Annotated in this window: 25 protein-coding genes; 8 read left to right on the forward strand and 17 right to left on the reverse strand. The window is 66.5% G+C overall.

Annotated features, from left to right (window positions below; all coding sequences use genetic code 11):
• Positions 1–11: 11 nt before the first annotated feature.
• Both L2D00_11440 and arsC read left to right on the forward strand, forming a co-directional pair.
• Complete coding sequence (locus L2D00_11440) at positions 12–911, forward strand: CoA ester lyase (protein ID WBQ12457.1); 900 nt, start codon at positions 12–14, stop codon at positions 909–911.
• Between the two features lie 6 nt (positions 912–917).
• Positions 918–1,259 (forward strand): arsenate reductase (glutaredoxin), encoded by a 342-nt coding sequence (arsC, locus tag L2D00_11445; protein ID WBQ12458.1) that lies wholly within the window; start codon positions 918–920, stop codon positions 1,257–1,259.
• Positions 1,260–1,438: 179 nt separating this feature from the next.
• On the opposite strand, the gene moeB is transcribed toward arsC, so the two are convergent.
• Positions 1,439–2,185 carry a molybdopterin-synthase adenylyltransferase MoeB gene (gene moeB, locus L2D00_11450; protein ID WBQ12459.1) on the reverse strand — a complete coding sequence of 249 codons (747 nt, stop codon included), beginning with the start codon at positions 2,183–2,185 and terminating at the stop codon, positions 1,439–1,441.
• Positions 2,186–2,287: 102 nt separating this feature from the next.
• On the opposite strand from moeB, the gene L2D00_11455 reads away from it, so the two are divergent.
• The 3 genes from L2D00_11455 to L2D00_11465 all read left to right on the forward strand — a co-directional run bounded on the left by L2D00_11455 (position 2,288) and on the right by L2D00_11465 (position 4,006).
• Positions 2,288–2,710, forward strand: coding sequence for a hypothetical protein (locus L2D00_11455; GenBank protein WBQ12460.1), 423 nt, complete (start codon positions 2,288–2,290; stop codon positions 2,708–2,710).
• Positions 2,711–3,077: 367 nt separating this feature from the next.
• Positions 3,078–3,707, forward strand: a complete 630-nt coding sequence (locus L2D00_11460) for a hypothetical protein (protein WBQ12461.1) — start codon at positions 3,078–3,080, stop codon at positions 3,705–3,707.
• Positions 3,707–4,006, forward strand: a complete 300-nt coding sequence (locus L2D00_11465; protein WBQ12462.1) for a transcriptional regulator — start codon at positions 3,707–3,709, stop codon at positions 4,004–4,006. The genes L2D00_11460 and L2D00_11465 overlap by 1 nt, the downstream gene beginning before the upstream one ends.
• 153 nt (positions 4,007–4,159) lie before the next feature.
• Here the strand turns inward: L2D00_11465 and sucD are convergent, their stop codons facing one another.
• The 10 genes from sucD to L2D00_11515 form a co-directional block, all read right to left on the reverse strand.
• A complete protein-coding gene (gene sucD / locus L2D00_11470) occupies positions 4,160–5,068 on the reverse strand; it encodes a succinate--CoA ligase subunit alpha (protein WBQ12463.1) in 909 nt (302 codons plus the stop codon).
• 23 nt (positions 5,069–5,091) lie between these two features.
• Positions 5,092–5,502, reverse strand: a complete 411-nt coding sequence (locus L2D00_11475) for a PIN domain-containing protein (GenBank protein WBQ12464.1) — start codon at positions 5,500–5,502, stop codon at positions 5,092–5,094.
• Positions 5,492–5,743 (reverse strand): DUF6364 family protein, encoded by a 252-nt coding sequence (locus L2D00_11480; GenBank protein WBQ12465.1) that lies wholly within the window; start codon positions 5,741–5,743, stop codon positions 5,492–5,494. Before L2D00_11480 ends, L2D00_11475 begins: the two co-directional genes overlap by 11 nt.
• Positions 5,740–5,979 carry a hypothetical protein gene (locus L2D00_11485; GenBank protein ID WBQ12466.1) on the reverse strand — a complete coding sequence of 80 codons (240 nt, stop codon included), beginning with the start codon at positions 5,977–5,979 and terminating at the stop codon, positions 5,740–5,742. The genes L2D00_11480 and L2D00_11485 overlap by 4 nt, the downstream gene beginning before the upstream one ends.
• Before the next feature lie 85 nt (positions 5,980–6,064).
• Positions 6,065–7,258, reverse strand: a complete 1,194-nt coding sequence (sucC, locus tag L2D00_11490) for an ADP-forming succinate--CoA ligase subunit beta (GenBank protein ID WBQ12467.1) — start codon at positions 7,256–7,258, stop codon at positions 6,065–6,067.
• A 129-nt stretch (positions 7,259–7,387) separates the two neighbouring features.
• Positions 7,388–7,726 carry a hypothetical protein gene (locus tag L2D00_11495; protein ID WBQ12468.1) on the reverse strand — a complete coding sequence of 113 codons (339 nt, stop codon included), beginning with the start codon at positions 7,724–7,726 and terminating at the stop codon, positions 7,388–7,390.
• Complete coding sequence (locus L2D00_11500) at positions 7,723–8,994, reverse strand: MFS transporter (protein WBQ12469.1); 1,272 nt, start codon at positions 8,992–8,994, stop codon at positions 7,723–7,725. Before L2D00_11500 ends, L2D00_11495 begins: the two co-directional genes overlap by 4 nt.
• Before the next feature lie 109 nt (positions 8,995–9,103).
• The gene (locus L2D00_11505) at positions 9,104–9,640 is read right to left on the reverse strand and encodes a hypothetical protein (protein WBQ12470.1); all 537 of its coding nucleotides are present in this window, start codon (positions 9,638–9,640) and stop codon (positions 9,104–9,106) included.
• Positions 9,641–9,756: 116 nt separating this feature from the next.
• Complete coding sequence (gene odhB / locus L2D00_11510; protein WBQ12471.1) at positions 9,757–11,013, reverse strand: 2-oxoglutarate dehydrogenase complex dihydrolipoyllysine-residue succinyltransferase; 1,257 nt, start codon at positions 11,011–11,013, stop codon at positions 9,757–9,759.
• A gap of 49 nt (positions 11,014–11,062) precedes the next feature.
• Positions 11,063–14,059 carry a 2-oxoglutarate dehydrogenase E1 component gene (locus L2D00_11515; GenBank protein ID WBQ12472.1) on the reverse strand — a complete coding sequence of 999 codons (2,997 nt, stop codon included), beginning with the start codon at positions 14,057–14,059 and terminating at the stop codon, positions 11,063–11,065.
• A 229-nt stretch (positions 14,060–14,288) separates the two neighbouring features.
• On the opposite strand from L2D00_11515, the gene L2D00_11520 reads away from it, so the two are divergent.
• Both L2D00_11520 and L2D00_11525 read left to right on the forward strand, forming a co-directional pair.
• Positions 14,289–14,531, forward strand: a complete 243-nt coding sequence (locus L2D00_11520; GenBank protein ID WBQ12473.1) for a hypothetical protein — start codon at positions 14,289–14,291, stop codon at positions 14,529–14,531.
• Complete coding sequence (locus L2D00_11525) at positions 14,528–15,025, forward strand: BLUF domain-containing protein (GenBank protein WBQ12474.1); 498 nt, start codon at positions 14,528–14,530, stop codon at positions 15,023–15,025. Before L2D00_11520 ends, L2D00_11525 begins: the two co-directional genes overlap by 4 nt.
• On the opposite strand, the gene L2D00_11530 is transcribed toward L2D00_11525, so the two are convergent.
• Positions 14,988–15,524 carry an NUDIX hydrolase gene (locus L2D00_11530; GenBank protein WBQ12475.1) on the reverse strand — a complete coding sequence of 179 codons (537 nt, stop codon included), beginning with the start codon at positions 15,522–15,524 and terminating at the stop codon, positions 14,988–14,990. The genes L2D00_11525 and L2D00_11530 overlap by 38 nt on opposite strands.
• 124 nt (positions 15,525–15,648) lie before the next feature.
• Between L2D00_11530 and L2D00_11535 the strand changes: the two genes are divergently transcribed.
• On the forward strand, positions 15,649–16,197 hold the full coding sequence (locus tag L2D00_11535) for a MarR family transcriptional regulator (GenBank protein WBQ12476.1): 549 nt from the start codon (positions 15,649–15,651) through the stop codon (positions 16,195–16,197).
• Positions 16,198–16,302: 105 nt separating this feature from the next.
• Here L2D00_11535 and L2D00_11540 read toward each other — a convergent pair whose 3' ends face one another.
• The 5 genes from L2D00_11540 to L2D00_11560 all read right to left on the reverse strand — a co-directional run bounded on the left by L2D00_11540 (position 16,303) and on the right by L2D00_11560 (position 18,790).
• Entirely contained in the window at positions 16,303–16,866 is a 564-nt protein-coding gene (locus tag L2D00_11540; GenBank protein ID WBQ12477.1) for a DsbE family thiol:disulfide interchange protein, read from the reverse strand.
• On the reverse strand, positions 16,863–17,057 hold the full coding sequence (gene ccmD, locus L2D00_11545; GenBank protein ID WBQ12478.1) for a heme exporter protein CcmD: 195 nt from the start codon (positions 17,055–17,057) through the stop codon (positions 16,863–16,865). The genes L2D00_11540 and ccmD overlap by 4 nt, the downstream gene beginning before the upstream one ends.
• Positions 17,054–17,800, reverse strand: a complete 747-nt coding sequence (locus L2D00_11550) for a heme ABC transporter permease (protein WBQ12479.1) — start codon at positions 17,798–17,800, stop codon at positions 17,054–17,056. Before L2D00_11550 ends, ccmD begins: the two co-directional genes overlap by 4 nt.
• Positions 17,801–17,875: 75 nt before the next feature.
• Entirely contained in the window at positions 17,876–18,316 is a 441-nt protein-coding gene (gene mscL / locus L2D00_11555; GenBank protein ID WBQ12480.1) for a large conductance mechanosensitive channel protein MscL, read from the reverse strand.
• Positions 18,317–18,505: 189 nt separating this feature from the next.
• Entirely contained in the window at positions 18,506–18,790 is a 285-nt protein-coding gene (locus L2D00_11560; protein ID WBQ12481.1) for an integration host factor subunit beta, read from the reverse strand.
• Positions 18,791–18,926 lie beyond the last annotated feature (136 nt).

An 18,926-nucleotide genomic window follows, 5' to 3' on the forward strand; every position in this document is an offset into this window, starting at 1 on the left:
GGCTTGCAGTCATGACTGGCGAGCCGTCATCCATGCTTTACCCGCGGCGTTTGCGCTCGGCGCTTTACACGCCCGGTGACCGTCCGCGCGCCATCGCGAAAGCTGCAGGGCTGGATGCGGACGCCCTGATCCTCGATCTGGAAGACGCCGTGGCGCCGGACCGCAAGGCCGAAGCCCGCGCCGCCGCGCCGGACGCCATCGCGGCGTTTCGCCAGGCCGGGCGGTATAGCGTGCTGCGCATCCATGCGCCGGGCGACCGGGAAACCGCTGCCGACCTGCCCTGCGTGGCCGCGGCACAATCCGATGCGGTGCTGGTGGCAAAGGCCGAGGATTGCGGCGCGCTGGCCGATCTGCGCTCGGGCCTGACCTCTGCCGGCTGGTGCGGCCGGCTCTGGCTGATGATCGAAACCCCGCGCGGCGTGTTCCTGGCCGAGCAATTGGCCACCGCGCCGGGCCTGGCGCAGGCGCTGGGCGTGTCGGTGCTGGTGGCGGGCGGCAATGATCTGGCCGAAGGCCTGCGCCTGCCTGCCGGCTCCGCCCGGCGCGCCGGTCTGGTGCCGCATCTGGCCCGGCTGGTGCTGGCGGCGCGCGCGGCGGACCTGGCTGTGCTCGACGGGGTGTATAACGCCCATACCGACGCGGCGGGGTTCATTGAAGAGGCGCAGGAGGCGCGCGCGCTGGGCTTTGACGGCAAGACGCTGATCCATCCCGCCCAGATCGATCCGTGCCATGCAGCCTTCAGGCCCGGCGCGGATGAAATCGCGCACGCGCGCGCCATCATCGCCGCCTTTGACGATCCTGCCAGCGCCGGGCGCGGTGCCATCGCGGTCGATGGCGTGATGGCAGAGCGCCTGCATCTGGATGCCGCCCGCGCCCTGTTGGCTGCCGCAGAGCCCGGCGAGAAAGGCTGAAAATCCATGGAAATCTGGCACAATCCGCGCTGCTCGAAATCACGCGAGGCGCTCGCGCTCCTGCGCGGGACAGGCATTGATCCCGAGGTGCGCCTCTATCTCGACCGGCCGCCCACAGTGGCCGAGCTGGACTCCGTCATCGCCGCGCTGGGGCTTGCCTGCGCCCACGACCTGATCCGCACAGGCGAGCCGGATTACAAGGCGGCCGGCCTGTCACGCGGCTGCAGTGACGCCGAGTTGATCGCCGCCATGGCCGCCCATCCCAAGCTCATCGAACGCCCGATCCTGATTGACAGCGGCCTCGCCGTGATCGGCCGCCCGCCCGAGCGGGTGATGGAGCTGGTTTAGGGTGGCTCCTGGCAGGTCGGGACACCAATACGTTTGTTTTCCCGGCCGACCGCAGGGAGCGCCGGGACCCATCCACCGATCATCTCCGCTTGTCGAGGCGGCTCAATCCTGTGGGGATGGGTCCCGGGTCGGCTACGCCGCCCGGGAAAACAGGATTGCAGCGAACAGGAGCTGCCCCCTCACCCCGCGCCGCACGCCTTGCAATCGGGATCGCGGTGCAGGCGCACGGTGCGGGCGCGGCCTGACAGGCCGTCATGGATGACAAGGCGCCCGATCAGCGGCTCGCCCGCGCCGGTGATCAGCTTGATGGCTTCCAGTGCCATCAGCGATCCGATCACCCCCGTCAGCGCCCCGACAATACCGGCCTCAGCGCAGGTCTCCGCATCGGGCGGACTGTCCGGTACCCAGCATTGATAGCAGGGCGCGTCCGGTGCCCGATGCGGCGCGAACACGCCTACCTGCCCGTCCCAACGCCCTACCGCGCCGGACACCAGCGGAATACGGGCGGCCAGCGCGGCGCGGTTCACAGCGAAGCGGGTCGCAAAATCATCGCAGCCGTCCAACACCAGGTCGGCGCCCGCCAACAGGCCGGGCAAGGTCGCATCATCGGCGGCGAGGACGCGCGCATCAATGTCCAGCGAGGGGTCGAGATCGGTCAGCGCCTCGGCGGCGCGCTCGGCTTTGCGCCGCCCCACATCCTGCGTCCGGTACAGGATCTGGCGCTGGAGATTGTCCAGGCTCACCACATCGGGCTCGGCGATGCGGATCGCGCCGACCCCCGCCGCAGCCAGATACAGCGCCGCCGGCGCCCCCAGCCCACCCGCGCCGATGATCACGATCCGCGCACGCGACAGGCGCTGCTGGCCGGGGCCGCCGATCTCCTTCAGCAGGATATGGCGGGCATGGCGGACGGAATGGACGGGCAAGGGGTGTCTCCTGTTGGCCGCGCGTCAGTCAGCTTGGGTTCAGCCTTGCTGTCTAGGCTTATGACGGCGATAACACAGTCCATAGCCTTCAGGAGAGGTCCCATGCGTCACATTCTGATCCTCGCGGCAAGCGCGCTGGCGCTGGCAGGCTGCGCCACCTCGGAAGGCTACCGCCAGCAGACCGAGCAGTTTCTGGGTGCCCATTCCGACACGCTGGTCCTGGAATATGGCTCGCCGCGGGCGCGCGACCGCCTGTCAGACGGCTCGGAAGTATGGACCTATCTGTCGCGTGAACAGCGCTATCAGTCGGGCGGCTACCGCTCCATCCCGCGCGAGCGGCGCATCAGCTACCGCGATGAGCAAGGCCGCGTGCGCGAGCGTATCGAGCAATATACCGACACCGTCTACGAGCCGCCGCGCGAATGGACGGTGCAGTGCGAAACCCGCTTCGTGATCGCGCCCGACCGCCGCGTGGTGGATTTCCGCTTCCAGGGCGAGGGCTGCATCGCGCCGGAGATTTACTGAAGAGAGGCTTTTCGCTCCCTTCCCCCTAAGGGAAGGGCGGGCAGCCCCATAAAGCCTGCTTTCCCGGGCGAGCGGAGCGAGACCCGGACCCATCCACCGATGCTTTCCGCCGCCTGTGCCGCCCAGACTTCGCGAGATGGGTCCCGGATATTTGCTGACGCAAATTCCGGGAAAGCACGGCTCTGCACCCAACCCCGCCTTGTCTTGGCGAAACCCGGACCCGCCAAAGCCGTTCGCAGATTCACAGAGTGAATGCGAGTGCCCGCCCTCACGCAAAAGTACTTTACATCGCAAAGTGCATCATGATATCCAGTCCTCAAGCCCGGCGATCCAGCCTGGCGCATAGTTGAGGAAAGGACACACGATCATGACGGCACGCGACACAAATCCCTCGGGCGACGACCTCGCCTATCTCAGCGCCATCGCCCGCTCGGGCGAGGATGCGCCGCTGCTCGGCGGGCGGTTTCTGATTTGGTGGGCGGGGCTCACCAGCCTGGTCATCCTGGCCCACTGGGCGTCCATGATGGGCTTTGGCCCGCTCGGCACCGGGGCGGTCTGGCCGCTCTGGATCGGCTATATCGTGATCGGCTCGGCCGGACAGGCGGTCCTGGTTTACTCCATCCGCCACAAGCCGGGTCAGGGTGCGCCGGCCAACCGCACTGAAGCCGCCGTCTGGATGAGCGCCGGCCTGGGCATTGGCGCGATCTTTCTGGGTGTCGTGGCAGGCGTGCAGGGCGGGCTGCTGCAGCCGGTGTATTTCAACGTCCTCCTGCCGGTCGCGCTGGCGGCTTACGGGACAGCCTGGATGACGGTGGCGCAGGTGTCGCGCCGGGTCGGGCTGTATGCGCCCGCCTTGCTGGCCTTTGCCGGTGCCGGTGCAGGCATGGCGTTCGCGGCGACCCACTGGGTCTATCCGGTTGCGGCGCTGGCGCTGTTCGGGTCGTCTGTGCTGCCGGGCTTTGTGATGCTGCGCAGCGAGCCGCGGAGCCTGAGCTGATGGGCGCGTTCGATCCACAGGGGCTCGATGACGTCATCCACGGCAAGCTGCGCCTGGCGGTGATGAGCTATCTGTCCGCGGTGGACGATGCCAGCTTCACCGAGCTGCGCGAACGCACCGGCGCCAGCGACGGCAATCTCTCGGTTCAGCTGCGCAAGCTGGAGGAGGCGGGATATGTGGACCAGGACAAGCAATTCGTCGACCGGCGCCCCCATACACGGGTGCGCATGACGCCGGACGGACGCAAAGCCTGGATCGCCTATCTCGACGCCCTGCGGGAAATGCTCGGACAGGGGTGAGGGTTGCTTGCCCCCTGTTTTCCCGGAATGGGCGCAGCCCATGTCCGGGACCCATCCCCCATAGCGTCCAGCCGCCTCAACCGTTGATGCGATGGTGGATGGGTCCCGGCTTGGCTTTCAGCCAGCCGGGAAAACAGAAGAAGAAAGCGCCTCCTACCCCTTCAACACCTCTACCAGTGTCGCGCCCATGCGGGCCGGGCTGTCGGCCACAGTGATGCCGGCCGATTTCATCGCGTCGATCTTGTCGTCAGCACCGCCCTTGCCGCCCGCCACGATGGCACCGGCATGCCCCATGGTGCGGCCCGGCGGGGCGGTGCGCCCGGCGATGAAGCCGACCATGGGCTTCTTGCGGCCCTTCCTGGCTTCATCCTTGATGAACTGGGCGGCCTCTTCCTCGGCCGCGCCGCCGATCTCGCCGATCATGATGATCGACTGGGTGGCGTCATCGGCCAGGAACAGCTCCAGCATGTCGATGAATTCGGTGCCTTTCACCGGGTCGCCGCCAATGCCCACCGCCGTGGTCTGGCCGAGACCCACGCGGCTGGTCTGGAACACCGCTTCATAGGTGAGGGTGCCCGAGCGCGACACCACGCCCACGCTGCCCTTCTTGAAGATGGAGCCCGGCATGATGCCGATCTTGCACTCTTCGGGCGTCAGCACGCCGGGGCAGTTGGGCCCCAGAAGGCGCGAGGCGGAGCGGTCGAGACGCGCCTTCACCCGCACCATGTCCATCACTGGAATGCCTTCGGTGATGCAGGTAATCAGCTCAATGCCCGCATCGATCGCCTCGATGATGGCGTCGGCGGCGCCCGCGGGCGGGACATAGATCACCGAGGCGTCGGCCCCGGTGGCCTCGCGCCCTTCAGCGACGGAGGCGAAGATCGGCAGGGAGGCCGCGCCGTCCAGCCCGCTGGTCCAGCTCTCGCCGCCCTTCTTGGGATGCACGCCGCCCACCATGCGGGTGCCGTAATAGGCCAGCGCCTGTTCGGTGTGGAAGGTGCCGGTCTTGCCGGTCAGGCCCTGGACGAGGACTTTGGTGTTCTTGTTGACGAGAATGGACATGGGATTCCTTTGATACGCAGCGGTCAGATGAACGGGTTGATCACGGTCACATCGCCATAGGCCTGACCGTGATTGAGATCTTCGGAATAGACGGTCCTGGCGCCGAGCTTTTCTGCCGCGGCGAGGATGGCGGCGTCCCAGTAGCGGATCTGGTAGCGCTGGGCGAGCGCCATGGCGCGAAACACCAGCGGCGCATCAATCGGCTGGAACGGTTTTCGCGACAATTGGCGGACCCAGACTTCCGCTGTCTCCGGCGCCATGGGCGGTTTGCCCTTGCGCACCGCGTTGAAATAGAACTCGCCCAGTGTTTGCGCCGAAACGCCGAAATCCGTCGTCAGGAGGCCCTGCGCGATTGCATGCTTTTCCGGGGCGCTTCTCTGGGCGCCCGCTGCGTAGAGCAGGATGTTGGTGTCCAGAAACGTCTCAACGGTCAAAGCGCGGGCTTCCTGAATAGGTCTCGTCCCGGCTGGGCGTCCAGTCCCCCATGTCCCACGATCCTTCGCGCGACAGCTTCAAAAGCTCCTGCGTCACCGTGTCGCCTTCGCGCTCTTCCTGCACGACCCGTTCCAGATATTCGCGCACCATCGCATTGACCGTTGTGCGCCGCACGGCCGCGACCACGCGGGCGCGGTCCAGCAGATCATCGTCGATGGCGAGGGTGAGGTTCTTGGTCATGGGCGGCGAAATCCCACATAAATGTCCGCGCGCAGCGGACGATGGCGGCCCGCAGCGCGCTCATATCTGGCGACAATCTCGAGCAGCGCCTCGTCTGCCACGCCCGGATCAGCGTGCGCCTCGGCCATGGCGGAAAGCAGGTCCGCCGCCAGCGCGTCCACGCTCACGCCCATCGCCTCCGCCACGGGCCGGGCGCGGAGGATGATGGCGTCATCGATGGCAAGACTTTGGGTCAAGCGGCGCTCCACGGATTATGTGTAACACATAACCCGTGGACAGTCCGCGTTCAAGACCGAGACCGGGCGGACCAGGCGTGGAGCCCTACCCCCGCACCGCCTTCACGATCTTTTGCGCCGCGTCATCGAGATCGTCGGCGCTGGTGATGTCCAGCCCGCTCTCATTGAGAATCTTTTTGCCGAGCTCGACATTCGTGCCTTCCAGGCGCACCACCAGCGGCACTTTCAGGCCGACTTCCTTCACCGCGGCGACCACGCCCTCGGCGATGACGTCGCAGCGCATGATGCCGCCGAAGATATTGACCAGAATGCCTTTGACGTTTTCGTCGGCGGTGATGATCTTGAAGGCGTGGGTCACCTTCTCCTTGCTGGCGCCGCCGCCCACATCGAGGAAGTTGGCCGGCTCCGCGCCATAGAGCTTGATGATGTCCATGGTCGCCATGGCCAGGCCCGCGCCGTTGACCATGCAGCCGATCTCGCCATCGAGCGCGATGTAGGCAAGGTCGTATTTGGAGGCCTCGATCTCCTTGTCGTCCTCCTCGGTCAGGTCGCGCAGGGCGCGCACATCGTCGTGGCGGAACAGGGCGTTGCCGTCAAAGCTGACCTTGGCGTCCAGCACGCGCAGGCGACCGTTCTCCATAACGATGAGCGGGTTGATCTCCAGCATGCTCATGTCTTTTTCGGTGAAGGCCCGGTACAGGATCGGGGCCAGCGCCAGCATGTCCTCGCGCGCCGCACCGTCCAGATTCAGCGCCCGGGCGAGAGCGTCACCATCGGTTTCGGTGACGCCCGCTTGCGGGTCGATATTGACCGTGATGATCTTCTCCGGGGTGTGCTCGGCCACATCCTCGATGTCCATCCCGCCCTCGGTGGAGACCACGAAGGCCACCCGGCCGGTGTCGCGATTGACCAGCAGGGACAGGTAAAGCTCGCGCGCGATATCGGCGCCGTCCTCGATATACAGCCGGTTCACCTGACGGCCCGCCGGGCCGGTCTGGTGGGTGACCAGCGTATTGCCCAGCATCTCACGCGCATGGGCCTCCACATCGTCCTTGGTGAAGGCGAGCCGCACGCCGCCCTTGGCGTCGGCAGGCAGCTCCTTGAACTTGCCCTTACCGCGCCCGCCGGCGTGGATCTGGGATTTCACAACCCAGAGCGGACCGGGAAGCTGATCGGCAGCCTGACGCGCCTCTGCGACGGAAAACACAGCGATGCCGTCGGCGACGGGTGCGCCAAAGGATTTCAGCAGGGCCTTGGCCTGGTGCTCGTGGATGTTCATGGGGCCGGACACTCTTTGTCTTGGAGGAGAAATCGGAGGGTGCGGACGCGTTGTCCGCAACGGTGGAAATGCCGGTGGCGGTTATAACACCGCGGCCCGCGCTGGCAACGCACCTGTCTGTGACAGCGGTCAGCCGCGGGCGGGTGCCAGCCGCGTGCTGATGGCGCCAGCCGCCCAGCCCAGCCCACCCGCCAGCCCTGCGGTGAGGGCGAGCACCACCGGCAAGGGATCGCCCGCGCAGGCGCCCGAGGCGTTGCCCGCTTCACAGGCCTCCAGCGCGCGCTCGATCCCCGATGCCAGCGCCAGCGCCCCCAACTGCCCGGCCAGTACCGGCAGGCCGGTGCCCAGCAGCGTCCAGCCCAGCCAGGCGGTGAAGCTCAGGGCTTTCAGGCGCGCCCGCAGCCACAGCGCGGCACCCACGCCGAGCGCCGCCGGAACCACGATCGCCAGAATCGCCAGCACGGTCATGGCTGCGGGCCCGATGCGGGTACGGGCTCGGGTTCAGGCTCCGCGTCGGGCGTGTCGATCTCGGCCAGCTCTGCCGAGGTGGCGCTGAGATAGACGAAGGGCTCCCGCTCCTCCTCGCGCACCGGCTTGCGCACCGAGCGGCGCCACAGCATGCCGGCGGCCAGAATGGCACTGAACACGGCGGCGAACAGGAACAGGCCGCGCGCCCCCAGCGGCCCGGCATAGGCGATGCCGGACAGTATCGGGCCCAGCACTGCGCCTGCCGCCCAGACCAGCAGTGTGCCCGAGGCGATAGCGGGCAGGTCCTCCACCCGCGAGCGGTCGGCGGCATGGGCGACCCCCACCGCGTAATAGGCCAGACTCGATGCGCCCCACAGACCCGCCAGAACCGCCCCGCCAATCAGGCCGGGATTGAGCAGCACCGCCAGCAGGATCGCGAACAGGGCCGACAGGGCGGCCAGGCCGGCAATCACCAGGCGCCGGTCAAGCCGGTCGGAAATCCAGCCTGCCGGCCACTGCACCAGCATGGCGAGGGTATAGACCACCGCCAGCACAAGCGCCGCAGCCCCAGCGGGCGAGTCCGCCTGCAGGGTTTCAGCCCAGATCGGTATGAAGGCGAGCGTGCCGGTATTGACGATACCGGCAAAGAACACGGCCGCCGCGGCGGCCGGCGCGATGGTCAAAAGGCGCAGCGGCGACACCGTCGTCCCTGTAGGCAGGGCAGGCTGGCCGCGTCCGGTGAACACGATGGGGATCAGGGCCAGCGACAGGAAAATCCCGGCCACCACAAACGTGTCGCCCAGCATCAGCCCGCTCAGCGCAATCACGAAGGGCCCCAGGATCAGGCCGAAGCGCCCGACAATCTGATAGGCCGAGATCACCGTCCCGCGCCGTTCCGACGGGGTTGCATCGGCGATCCAGCTTTCGGCCACGGCGAAAATCCCGGCTGCGCAGATCCCGAAGGCAAAGCGCGACAGCAGCCACCAGATGAAATCGGAGCCCAGCGCCAGCGCCAGCGTCGTGGCCGCCGCGCCCCCGGCATAGGCCGCATAGGCGCGGATATGGCCGATGGAGCGGATAATGCCCGGTGCGGTGAACGCCCCGGCCATGAAGCCGGCGCTATAGCCCGCCACCACCGCGCCGATGGACAGGGCCGACCACTGGGCCGCGTTCATTACCAGCGGCAGGGCTACACCCAGCGCGCCCAGCGCCACCTGCAACAGCAAGGTGGCGGCCATGACGGTGGCGACATTGCGATAAATCATCATGGCGGGCGGAGCCTCGCTCGGGCGGTGCGAACAGACCGGGGCAACACATCACGGACCCCGCTGTGGCGCAACCCGCCGGGTCTGCCCGGCCTGCTGATCCCGGCTGCGCTTAACCCAGGCGCGCCAGGCGCGCGGCCATCCAGTCCAGTGAGGCGGGCCCGGCACCGCGCAGCGCCAGATACAGACCCAGCGCCCCCCACGCCAGCGTGGTGGGCCAAGCCTCGGGCAGGATGAACAGGATATGCCACAGCGCGCCCGCCGCTGCCGCCAGCCCGGCCAGACGGGTCAAAAACCCCAGCGCCAGGCTCGCCGTGATCGCCAGCGCCAGCGCCAGCAGCGCCATGGCCGTCAGCTGCGGGTCGATCTGATTCTGCGTCCAGATGCGCGCCGCCGCCACCAGGCCCGGCTCCGGCGCGATCCAGGCCCGCCAGTCCATCGCGTCGGCGAGCGGCAGGGCATTGGCGCGGCCCCAGGTCCAGAACTGCGCCCCCAGCGCAAAACGCGCCAGCAACCCGGCCAGCAAATCCACGCCGCTGGCCCCGGCACGGCGCCCGCCGTCCGGCTGCGCCGGATCCGCATGCGCCAGTTCCGGGCCTTCGCCATCATACAGCGCCGCAAAGCGCGTCTCGGGTTTGTCGTCGGCCATGTCCCCTCCGGCCCTCACCGCACCATGGCGCTAAAGGCACGCGCAGTTCAACAGGTTGCGCGGCTGAGTCTGGGCCAGCGTGGCGGCGGGGCCACAGGCAGGGTGTCAGGCTGCCCCTAGATATCCAGCAACAGCCGCTGCGGGTTTTCCAGGCTGTCCTTGACGCGCACCAGGAAGGTGACGGCTTCCTTGCCGTCCACGATGCGGTGGTCATAGGACAGGGCCAGATACATCATCGGGCGGATTTTCACCTCGCCATTGATGGCCATGGGGCGGTCCTGGATTTTGTGCATGCCCAGAATGCCGGCTTGCGGCGCGTTCAGGATGGGCGAGCTCATCAGCGAGCCGTACACGCCCCCGTTGGAGATGGTGAAGGTGGCGCCCTGCATGTCCTCGATGGCCAGCTTGCCGTCGCGGGCGCGCTTGCCCAGCTCGCCGATGTCAGACTCGATTCTCGCCAGGGACTTGACGTCACAATCGCGCGCCACCGGCACGACCAGGCCCTTGTCAGTGCCCACGGCCACGCCGATGTCGTAGTAATTCTTGTAGATGATGTCAGTCCCGTCGATCTCGGCATTGACGGCGGGCACGTCTTTCAGCGCGGCGACGCAGGCCTTCACGAAGAAGCTCATAAAGCCCAGCTTCACCCCGTGCCTGGCGGTGAAGTCGTCCTGGACCTGTTTGCGCAAATTCATGATCGCGCTCATGTCCGCCTCGTTATACGTGGTCAGCATGGCGGCGGTGTTCTGGGCGTCTTTCAGGCGGCGCGCGATGGTCTGGCGCAGGCGGGTCATTTTCACGCGCTCTTCGCGCGGGCCGGTCTCGCGGGGCTTGGAGGCTTCCGATTTGGGCGTCTCGGCCGTGGCCGCCGGTGCCGCTGCGCCGCCTTCCAGGGCTTTGAGCGCATCGCCCTTAGTCACCCGGCCATCCTTGCCGGTGCCCTCGACGGACTTGAGGTCCAGATCGTTTTCCTCAGCCACCCGCCGGGCGGCGGGCATGGCCTTGTTTGCGTCGCCAGACACCGCGCTTTCAGCCGGTTTGTCCTCAGGCTTGGCGGGCTTGTCCTGCGCGGCCTTGGCGTCGGACTTTGTCTCCTGCGCAGTCTGGTCTTTGCCGCTGTCAGCGCCCTTGCCAGGCGCGCCGGCCTCGATCTCGCCCAGCACCGCCCCGATCTCGACGGTTTCACCTTCCTTGGCCGTGATTTTGGAGATCACGCCATCGTCCTCGGCGCGCACTTCCACGGCGACCTTGTCGGTCTCCAGCTCCACCAGCACGTCGTCGCGCTTCACGGCGTCGCCTTCGGATACCTGCCAGGCACCGACAGTGGCTTCGGAAACGGATTCGCCCAGGGTCGGGACTTTGATCTCGGTCATGTCAGGTCTTTCTTCACACGAGGGGGTGTGCGGCGAGGTTTGCGGCGGCTCAGGACGGGTCGTCGCCCAGGGCGGATTCGATCAGGGCCTTCTGCTGAGCCTGGTGGCGTGACAGCAGGCCGGTGGCGGTAGAGGCGGACGGTGCCCGGCCGGCATAGCGCGGACGCGCACTGCGGGTGTCGGACTTGTCCAGGCAGAACTCGATATAGGGCTCGACGAAGGTCCATGCGCCCATATTCTTGGGCTCTTCCTGGCACCAGACCACGTCGGCATTGGGGAAGCGCTTGAGCTCGTCGATCACCGATTTGGCCGGGAAGGGATAGAATTGCTCGACGCGCAGCAGATAGGCATCATCCTGACCACGCGCCTCGCGCGCCTCGAGAAGGTCATAATACACCTTGCCCGAGCACAGCACGACGCGGCGGATCTCCTCGTCGGGCTTCAGCGTGATTTCGGTGCGGCCCGGCGCGATGTCATCGCGGCCTTCGCGCACCCTGGCGTCGGCGTCATCCCACAAGACGCGGTGGAAGCTGGAGCCCGGACCGAACTCGGCCAGCGCGCTGATGCAGCGCTTGTGGCGCAGCAGGCTCTTGGGCGTCATCAGGATCAGCGGCTTGCGGAAGCCGCGATGGATCTGCCGGCGCAAAATGTGGAAGTAATTGGCCGGGGTGGAGCAATTGGCCACCTGCATATTGTCTTCGGCGCACTGCTGAAGGAAGCGCTCGAGGCGTGCGCTGGAGTGCTCGGGACCCTGACCCTCATAGCCGTGGGGCAGAAGCATCACCAGGCCCGACATGCGCAGCCATTTGCGCTCGGCCGAGGAGATGAACTGGTCGACGATCATCTGCGCACCGTTGGCGAAATCGCCGAACTGGGCTTCCCACATCACCAGCGTGTTGGGTGCGGAGGTGGAATAGCCGTACTCAAAGCCCAGCACCGCCTCTTCCGAGAGCATGGTGTCGATCACTTCATAGCGCGCCTGGCCCTCGGCCAGATGGTTGAGCAGGGTATGGCGCTCCTGGGTGTCCTGGTCGATGATGTGCGAATGGCGCTGGGAGAAGGTCCCGCGACCGGAATCCTGGCCCGACAGGCGCACCGGGAAGCCTTCGTTGAGCAGCGTGCCAAAGGCCAGATGCTCGGCCGTGGCCCAGTCAATGCCGTCGCCCTCCTCCAGCACCGCCTTGCGCCGGCCTTCGATGACGCGCTTGAGGGTGCGGTGGATATTGATGCCGTCGGGAATCGTGGTCATGGCGTCGGCGACGGATTTGAGCGCATCCAGCTCCACCGCCGTCTGGCCGCGCCGGTCGTCTTCTTCGGGCAGGCCCAGGCCTGACCAGACGCCATCCAGCCAGTCGGCCTTGTTGGCCTTGTAGTCCTTGCCCGAATCGAACTCGGCGTCGAGGAAGTCATTGAACTCGGCGACCCAGCGGTCAATGTCGTCCTGGGTGACGACGCCTTCGTCGATCAGGCGCTGGCCATACAGCTCCAGCGTCGTCGCGTGGTTGGCGATGGCCCGGTACATGATGGGCTGGGTGAAGGACGGGTCGTCGCCTTCGTTGTGGCCGAAGCGGCGGTAGCAGAACATGTCCACCACCACGTCCTTGCCGAAGAGCTGGCGGTATTCGGCCGCCACTTTGGCGGCGTAGACCACCGCTTCGGGATCATCGCCATTGGCGTGGAAGATGGGCGCCTGCACCATCAGCGCCACGTCGGACGGATAGGGCGAGGAGCGCGAATCGCGCGGATCGGTGGTGAAGCCGATCTGGTTGTTGACCACGAAATGCACGGCCCCGCCGGTGCGGTGACCCTTCAGGCCCGACAGGCCGAAGCACTCGGCCACAATGCCCTGGCCCGCGAATGCCGCGTCGCCATGAAGCAGGAGCGGCAGGACCTTGTGGCTCGACGGTTCGCCCGTCTCGCGCAGGAGCTTGCTCATCTTGGCGCGCGCCTTGCCCAGCACCACCGGATTGACGGCTTCCAGGTGGGACGGGTTCGGGCTCAGCGACAGATGGACCTTGTTGCCATCAAACTCGCGGTCCGATGACGAGCCCAGATGGTATTTCACGTCGCCCGACGCATAGTCGGCATTGCCCAGCGAATCCCCGCCCTGGAACTCGTGGAAGATCACGTGATAGGGCTTGGCCATCACCGCGCCGAGCACGTTGAGCCGCCCGCGATGGGGCATGCCGATGATGATTTCCTCGACGCCCATGGCGCCGCCGCGCTTGATCACCTGTTCCAGCGCCGGGATCAGCGACTCGCCGCCGTCCAGACCAAAGCGCTTGGTGCCGGGATAGCGCTTGTGGAGGAAGCGCTCGAAGCCTTCGGTCTCGATGATCTTGCGCAGGATGGCGCGCTTGCCCTTCTTGGAGAAGGCCACGCCCTTGTCCGGCCCCTCGATGCGTTCCTGCAGCCAGGCTTTCTCTTCGGGGTTGGAGATATGCATGAACTCCACCGCAAAGGTGGAGCAATAGGTGCGCTTGAGAATCTCCAGCATCTGGCGGACCGTGGCGGTCTCCAGCCCCAGATAGCCATTGATGAAAATCTCCCGGTCCATATCCGCTTCGGTGAAGCCGTAGGTTTCCGGCTCCAGCTCGGGTTGGGGACCAAAATCGGTCAGACCCAGCGGATCAAGATCGGCCGCCAGATGACCGCGCATGCGGAAGGCACGAATCAGCATGATGGCGGCAATGGAATCCTTGACCGCCTTGTGCACGTCGGCGGGCGACGCTGCGGGCCCTGAGCGCTTGGCGATCACATCCGGCAGGGCGGGCAGTACCGCCTCCACATCGCCCAGCGCGCCGATCAGATCGCCCTTGGCGCGGCGTGGCCAGTCCTTGCGCCGCCAGGCCGGACCGCCGGCCGCATGGGTCTGGTCAGCGGCCGCGTCGCCCATCTCGTCAAAGAAAGCACGCCAGGACGCCGGTACGGACGCCGGGTCCTCGGCGTATTGAGCGGCCATCTGTTCGAGCCAGGCGGCATTGCCGCCGAACAGGAACGCTGTGTCGAGAAACGTCTGATTCTGGGAGGAGCGAGCGTCAGCCATAAAAACCATGTGTCCGCGAACGGAAGACGCGCCCCGGGGCGCGCGGGCGAAGGGTTGCACGCTATGTATGACCGTTTGTGGCGAAACGGAAGCCTGACGCGCGCCAGTTCGGCGCCTTTGACGGCATTAAGTCGCCCGGCGGCGCGCACGGGTGCGCAGCGCGCCATTAATCCGTCATGGGGCACAAATACACCGTGCCGGAGCGCATGACCCCCCCTTCGCTTGAGCCATGAACCGGTGTGGAACAGGTCTGGCGCGCCTGCGTACCGATGCCGCCCGGCTGGGCGCGCGCTGTGCGGTGAGTGGCTGCGCGCGTACCGATCAGCTGACTGCGGCCCTGGACGCGGGCACCCATTACGTTTCAGGCCCTCTCGTGGGGCCCGTGGTGCGCACGGTGTGCGCGCCCTATAAACTCGACCCGGCCGCCGCGGCCAATCCGGCCCCGGCACCGCAAAAAGGGATATCCTCATGACCAGGCCATCCGGCGAACCGCTGATCCGCGTCGTCTACCAGTCAACCAGCCTGATCAGCCGCATCGAAGTGGCCTTTCGTGCAGAACTGGCCTCGATTCTGGAATCCAGTGCGCGGCGCAATCCGGCGCTCGGCATTACCGGCGTGCTGATCTATGAACGCGGACGCTGGATTCAGTTGCTCGAAGGCCCGGCCAGCTCGGTCGACGCCTTGCTCGATTCCATCGAGATCGATGTGCGCCACGGCATGTTCCAGATTCTCTGGCGCACACCGGCCGGGACGCGCATGTTCGAAAACTGGTCCATGGCCTTCATGGATGCGGGTGCGGTGCCGCTGCCCGCAGACGCCGCCAGCCCCTGGGAGCGCGCCGGGCCGATGGAGCTGGCTGCCCGCCTCGCCTTCGCCGCTGAACATTTGTCCGTGCTCAGCGTACCCGGATCCGACACCCCGGCTGATGTCAGGCAGCGCTTCCATCAGCCGTCTGCGTGCGCATGACCGGAACCGGCGCAGCCTCGCCCCGGGCTGCGCGCCAATCATCCAGCGCCCAGCGCACAGACGGGAAAGCCAGCGCGCCAAACGGCAGATCGTCCCAGGCCCGCAAGGCAACCTCCAGGCTTTCCGGACCCGGAGCGACGCTTGAGACCAGGCTGGCACGGAAGAAGACCTGCACCTGGGAAATGCGCGGTACGGAATAGACGGCGATCAGGCCCTCCAGAGTGATATCGGCCATAGCCTCCTCGCGGGCCTCGCGCATGGCGGCCTGCTCCACGCTTTCACCAAGCTCCATATAGCCTGCAGGCAGGGTCCAAAGGCCCTTGCCGGGCTCAATTGCGCGGCGGCAGATCAGGATACGGCCCTGATCGTCCGTGACCACCGCGCCCGCGACGATCTTCGGATTGACATAGTCGATGAAGCCGCAATCGGCGCACACGCGCCGCGTGCGGTCCTCGCCGTCAGGGGTTTTCAACTCGAACCGGGGTGAGCGGTCTGCCATGGCGAGGCTCTCCGTAAGCGGCGGCGCGCCGTGTCCTTCATCCGTACAAGGAGCGGGATATAATTGAATCGTCACGAAAAACGCGTAGAGTGCACACAATCGGTGGTCTGAGGGCAGGTCAAGCATGGGGCACGCTGGCAAATCAGAGGCGCTGAGATTCGATCTTGCAGCGTCTCCCGGGCACTTGCTTCATCGCGCCCAGCAATTCGCGTCCGAGCGCTTTTCCGAGGCGACGGGGGGCGTGGAGCTGACCCAGCGTCAGTTTGCCGTGCTGTGCGCGGTGCATGACGCTGAAGGCCTGACCCAGACCCAGCTGGTCCAGGCCACCGGCATAGATCGCTCCACCCTGGCCGAGCTGGTCTCGCGCATGGCGGCCAAGGGCCTGCTGCTGCGCGAAAAGGCCGAAGGCGACGGGCGCGCCAACGCCGTGCGCTTCACCGATGAGGGCCGCGCCCTCTACCAGACCGCCATTGACGGCGCGCGCGCCGCTGACGAAGCGATCCTTTCGGCCCTGCCCAAGAACAAGCGCGCCAGCTTCGCCGAGGCGCTCGCGCGCATTTCCCGCGCGGTGGATCTGGGTGCCGAGGCGGCCCGGGCGGAAGCCAAGGACGCCAAGTCGGACAAGAAGGCCGGCGACAAGAAAAAGAAAAAGAAGAAGAAAAAAGACAGATGAAGCGCCATCGGCAAAAGCGGGAACCGGCTTTCGGGACCATGGCGCGTCACAACAGACAGCCAAAATGTACCGCCTGACGCTGTCAGGCTGCAAAACGTTTTAGCCCTACCAGCGCGAGGCTTCGCGCAGTGCCTCGTGGTCCACGGGCGCGCCGCCGGCTTCGCGCCAGGCCGGTTCCAGATGGCGCATCCAGACAATATCGGTCAGCGCCCCGCGCCAGCGGGCACGGATGCGGCCCTCACCATCAATCACGAAGGTTTCCGGCGCGCCGGTGACGCCCAGCTCGAACGCGGCGCGCCCTTCCGGATCATCGGCCAGCCCCGCAAACGGATCGCCCAGCTCGGCCAGAAAGGCGCGGGCGCGGTCGGGCCGGTCCCGGTAGACAATGCCATAGATCGGCGCGCCTGAGGCATGCAGCGCCATCAGCACCGGATGCTCCACCCGGCAGGGCGGGCACCATGATCCCCAGATATTGAGCAGGTACGGGCCTTCCACGCTCGCCGGATCATAAGGGCCGCGGCCGCCGCGAAATTCTTCGAGCGCCATCGTGGGCAGGGGCCGGCCTTCATGAATGTCGTGACCGGGCGAAGGCGCCAGCAGCGCCACCGCCAGCGCCGCCAGAATGAGCGCGATCACCGTCAGCGGGGCCCAGACGATCAGCCGGTTCATGGCGCGCTGTCACCGTGCCGGGGGGGCTGTGCCATCTCGGCCTCCAGTGCCGCCAGCCTTGCCCGTGTCCGGGCGCTGTCGCGCAGGATCAGCAGGGTGAGCGCGCCGACGCACAGCGTGGTGACGCCCCACGCCCCCCAGACCCATCCCGCATACCCGCCCATGGCGGCCCATTCGGCCACCGCACTCATAACGCCAGCTCCTCGGCTTCCAGGCGCTGTTCGCGCCGGCGCAAAAGGACATCGGCCCGGCGTTGCGCAATGAGCGTGCGCATGGCGGTGAGCACCAGAGCTGTCATCAGCGCCGTGAAGCCCAGCGCCATCACCAGCAGCGGCCAGAGCTGGCTGGCGTGAATGGTCGGGCCGTCAAAGCGGAAGACGCTGGCGGGCTGGTGCAGTGTATTCCACCAGTCCACTGAGAACTTGATGATCGGCAGGTTGATCAGGCCGGCCATTGCCAGAATGGCACCCGAACGCGCGGCCAGGCGCTCGTCCTCAATGGCGGCGCGCAGGGCGATATAGCCCAGAAACAACAGGAACAGCACCAGCATGGAGGTCAGGCGCGCATCCCATACCCACCACGCGCCCCACATGGGCCGGCCCCAGATCGCGCCGGTGACCAGGCACAGGAAGGCGAACACCGCCCCCACCGGCGCCAGCGAGCGGGCGGCAAGGTCGGCCAGGTTATGGCGCCAGACAAAATAGACGAAGCTCGCAACGCCCATGCCCGCATAGGCCGCCATGGCCAGCCACGCGGCGGGCACGTGGACATACATGATGCGCACGGTGTCCGACTGCTGATAGTCCGGCGGCGAGATCACCAGCGCCCAGGGGATGCCCACAAGGAACAACACCCCCGCCAGCGCCCACATGGCGGGCACGAGCACCCGCGCCAGGCGCTCGAAGCGTTCAGGATTGGCCAGATAGCTCCACATGTGTGCTGACCTAGCGGGCGCAGGCTGCGGCGGCAAGATCAACCGGGCGCCGGCAGGCTGCGGCCCTGCGACGCGCTATGGCTCTGCGCGCCGGGCCAGCAGGTCGCGAATCTCTTCCAGCAGCGCCACATCGGCGGGTTTTGCCGGCGCTTCGGGTGTTTCCGCTTCGGCCTCTTCCGCCTTGCCCACTGCGGCCAGCCGGTTCATGGCGCGCACCAGCATGAACAGGGCGAAGGCGACGATGATGAAGCTGATCACGGCATTGACGAACAGGCCGTAATTGATCGTCGCGGCACCCGCCTCGCGCGCAGCGGCCAGGCTGGGATACTCGGCCCGGTCCAGCGCCAGAAACAGATTGGAGAAATCCACCCCGCCCAGCAGCAACCCGATGGGCGGCATCAGAATGTCATTCACAAACGAGGTGACGATGGTGGAAAACGCCCCGCCCAGAATGAAGCCGACCGCCAGGTCGACCACATTGCCACGCATGGCGAAGGCTTTGAATTCATTGAGCATGTGTTGTGATCCGGATGGGTTGACCGGCCATCATCATGACCTGATCGCCTGGGCGCGGCAATGACTTGGACGTCGAAAAGAGCAAGCACAGCGCGGGCGGGGCCGCCGGTTCGCGGTGTGTCACGATGCGCTTGCGGTATTGCCTGAGCATCGGGCTGCGCAAAGCTCACGCCGTGAGCCCGCGGGCCTTCAGCTCTTGCCATCCACGCGTTCGCGCAATTCCTTGCCGGTCTTGAAGAAGGGCACGTGCTTTTCCTTGACCGACACCTGTTCGCCGGTGCGCGGGTTGCGGCCTTCGCGCGGCGGACGGTGGCGGACGGAGAAGGCACCGAAGCCGCGCAGCTCCACCCGGTCGCCGCGTTCAAGGGCGGCGGCGATTTCTTCCAGAACGGTGTTCACAACGCGCTCCAGATCCTTCTGGTAGAGGTGAGGATGAGCTTGGGCGAGCTGGTCGATGAGTTCGGATTTGATCATGAGGGGACCCCTTGTCGAGCACGACTTTAGGGAGTCCGGACAAGTGGCGTCAATCGCCAAAAATTCATCCCGGTAAAGAAAAACCCCCGGCGCAGGTCTGCGCCGGGGGCTGTATCGTCAACAACGATGGCGCGCA

The organism is Hyphomonadaceae bacterium BL14, assembly GCA_027627705.1.
Classification (GTDB): domain Bacteria; phylum Pseudomonadota; class Alphaproteobacteria; order Caulobacterales; family Maricaulaceae; genus Oceanicaulis.

Excerpts from the sequence above, each read along its gene's own strand:
- L2D00_11515 (WBQ12472.1), bottom strand. The coding sequence starts at position 14,059 with ATGGCTGACGCTCGCTCCTCCCAGAATCAGACGTTTCTCGACACAGCG.
- L2D00_11560 (WBQ12481.1), bottom strand. The coding sequence starts at position 18,790 with ATGATCAAATCCGAACTCATCGACCAGCTCGCCCAAGCTCATCCTCAC.
- L2D00_11440 (WBQ12457.1), top strand. The coding sequence starts at position 12 with ATGACTGGCGAGCCGTCATCCATGCTTTACCCGCGGCGTTTGCGCTCG.
- L2D00_11480 (WBQ12465.1), bottom strand. The coding sequence starts at position 5,743 with ATGACCAAGAACCTCACCCTCGCCATCGACGATGATCTGCTGGACCGC.
- L2D00_11500 (WBQ12469.1), bottom strand. The coding sequence starts at position 8,994 with ATGATGATTTATCGCAATGTCGCCACCGTCATGGCCGCCACCTTGCTG.
- L2D00_11530 (WBQ12475.1), bottom strand. The coding sequence starts at position 15,524 with ATGGCAGACCGCTCACCCCGGTTCGAGTTGAAAACCCCTGACGGCGAG.
- mscL (WBQ12480.1), bottom strand. The coding sequence starts at position 18,316 with ATGCTCAATGAATTCAAAGCCTTCGCCATGCGTGGCAATGTGGTCGAC.
- L2D00_11525 (WBQ12474.1), top strand. The coding sequence starts at position 14,528 with ATGACCAGGCCATCCGGCGAACCGCTGATCCGCGTCGTCTACCAGTCA.
- arsC (WBQ12458.1), top strand. The coding sequence starts at position 918 with ATGGAAATCTGGCACAATCCGCGCTGCTCGAAATCACGCGAGGCGCTC.
- L2D00_11540 (WBQ12477.1), bottom strand. The coding sequence starts at position 16,866 with ATGAACCGGCTGATCGTCTGGGCCCCGCTGACGGTGATCGCGCTCATT.
- L2D00_11505 (WBQ12470.1), bottom strand. The coding sequence starts at position 9,640 with ATGGCCGACGACAAACCCGAGACGCGCTTTGCGGCGCTGTATGATGGC.
- L2D00_11465 (WBQ12462.1), top strand. The coding sequence starts at position 3,707 with ATGGGCGCGTTCGATCCACAGGGGCTCGATGACGTCATCCACGGCAAG.
- sucD (WBQ12463.1), bottom strand. The coding sequence starts at position 5,068 with ATGTCCATTCTCGTCAACAAGAACACCAAAGTCCTCGTCCAGGGCCTG.
- ccmD (WBQ12478.1), bottom strand. The coding sequence starts at position 17,057 with ATGAGTGCGGTGGCCGAATGGGCCGCCATGGGCGGGTATGCGGGATGG.
- L2D00_11455 (WBQ12460.1), top strand. The coding sequence starts at position 2,288 with ATGCGTCACATTCTGATCCTCGCGGCAAGCGCGCTGGCGCTGGCAGGC.
- sucC (WBQ12467.1), bottom strand. The coding sequence starts at position 7,258 with ATGAACATCCACGAGCACCAGGCCAAGGCCCTGCTGAAATCCTTTGGC.
- L2D00_11520 (WBQ12473.1), top strand. The coding sequence starts at position 14,289 with ATGAACCGGTGTGGAACAGGTCTGGCGCGCCTGCGTACCGATGCCGCC.
- odhB (WBQ12471.1), bottom strand. The coding sequence starts at position 11,013 with ATGACCGAGATCAAAGTCCCGACCCTGGGCGAATCCGTTTCCGAAGCC.
- L2D00_11495 (WBQ12468.1), bottom strand. The coding sequence starts at position 7,726 with ATGACCGTGCTGGCGATTCTGGCGATCGTGGTTCCGGCGGCGCTCGGC.
- L2D00_11460 (WBQ12461.1), top strand. The coding sequence starts at position 3,078 with ATGACGGCACGCGACACAAATCCCTCGGGCGACGACCTCGCCTATCTC.
- L2D00_11550 (WBQ12479.1), bottom strand. The coding sequence starts at position 17,800 with ATGTGGAGCTATCTGGCCAATCCTGAACGCTTCGAGCGCCTGGCGCGG.
- L2D00_11535 (WBQ12476.1), top strand. The coding sequence starts at position 15,649 with ATGGGGCACGCTGGCAAATCAGAGGCGCTGAGATTCGATCTTGCAGCG.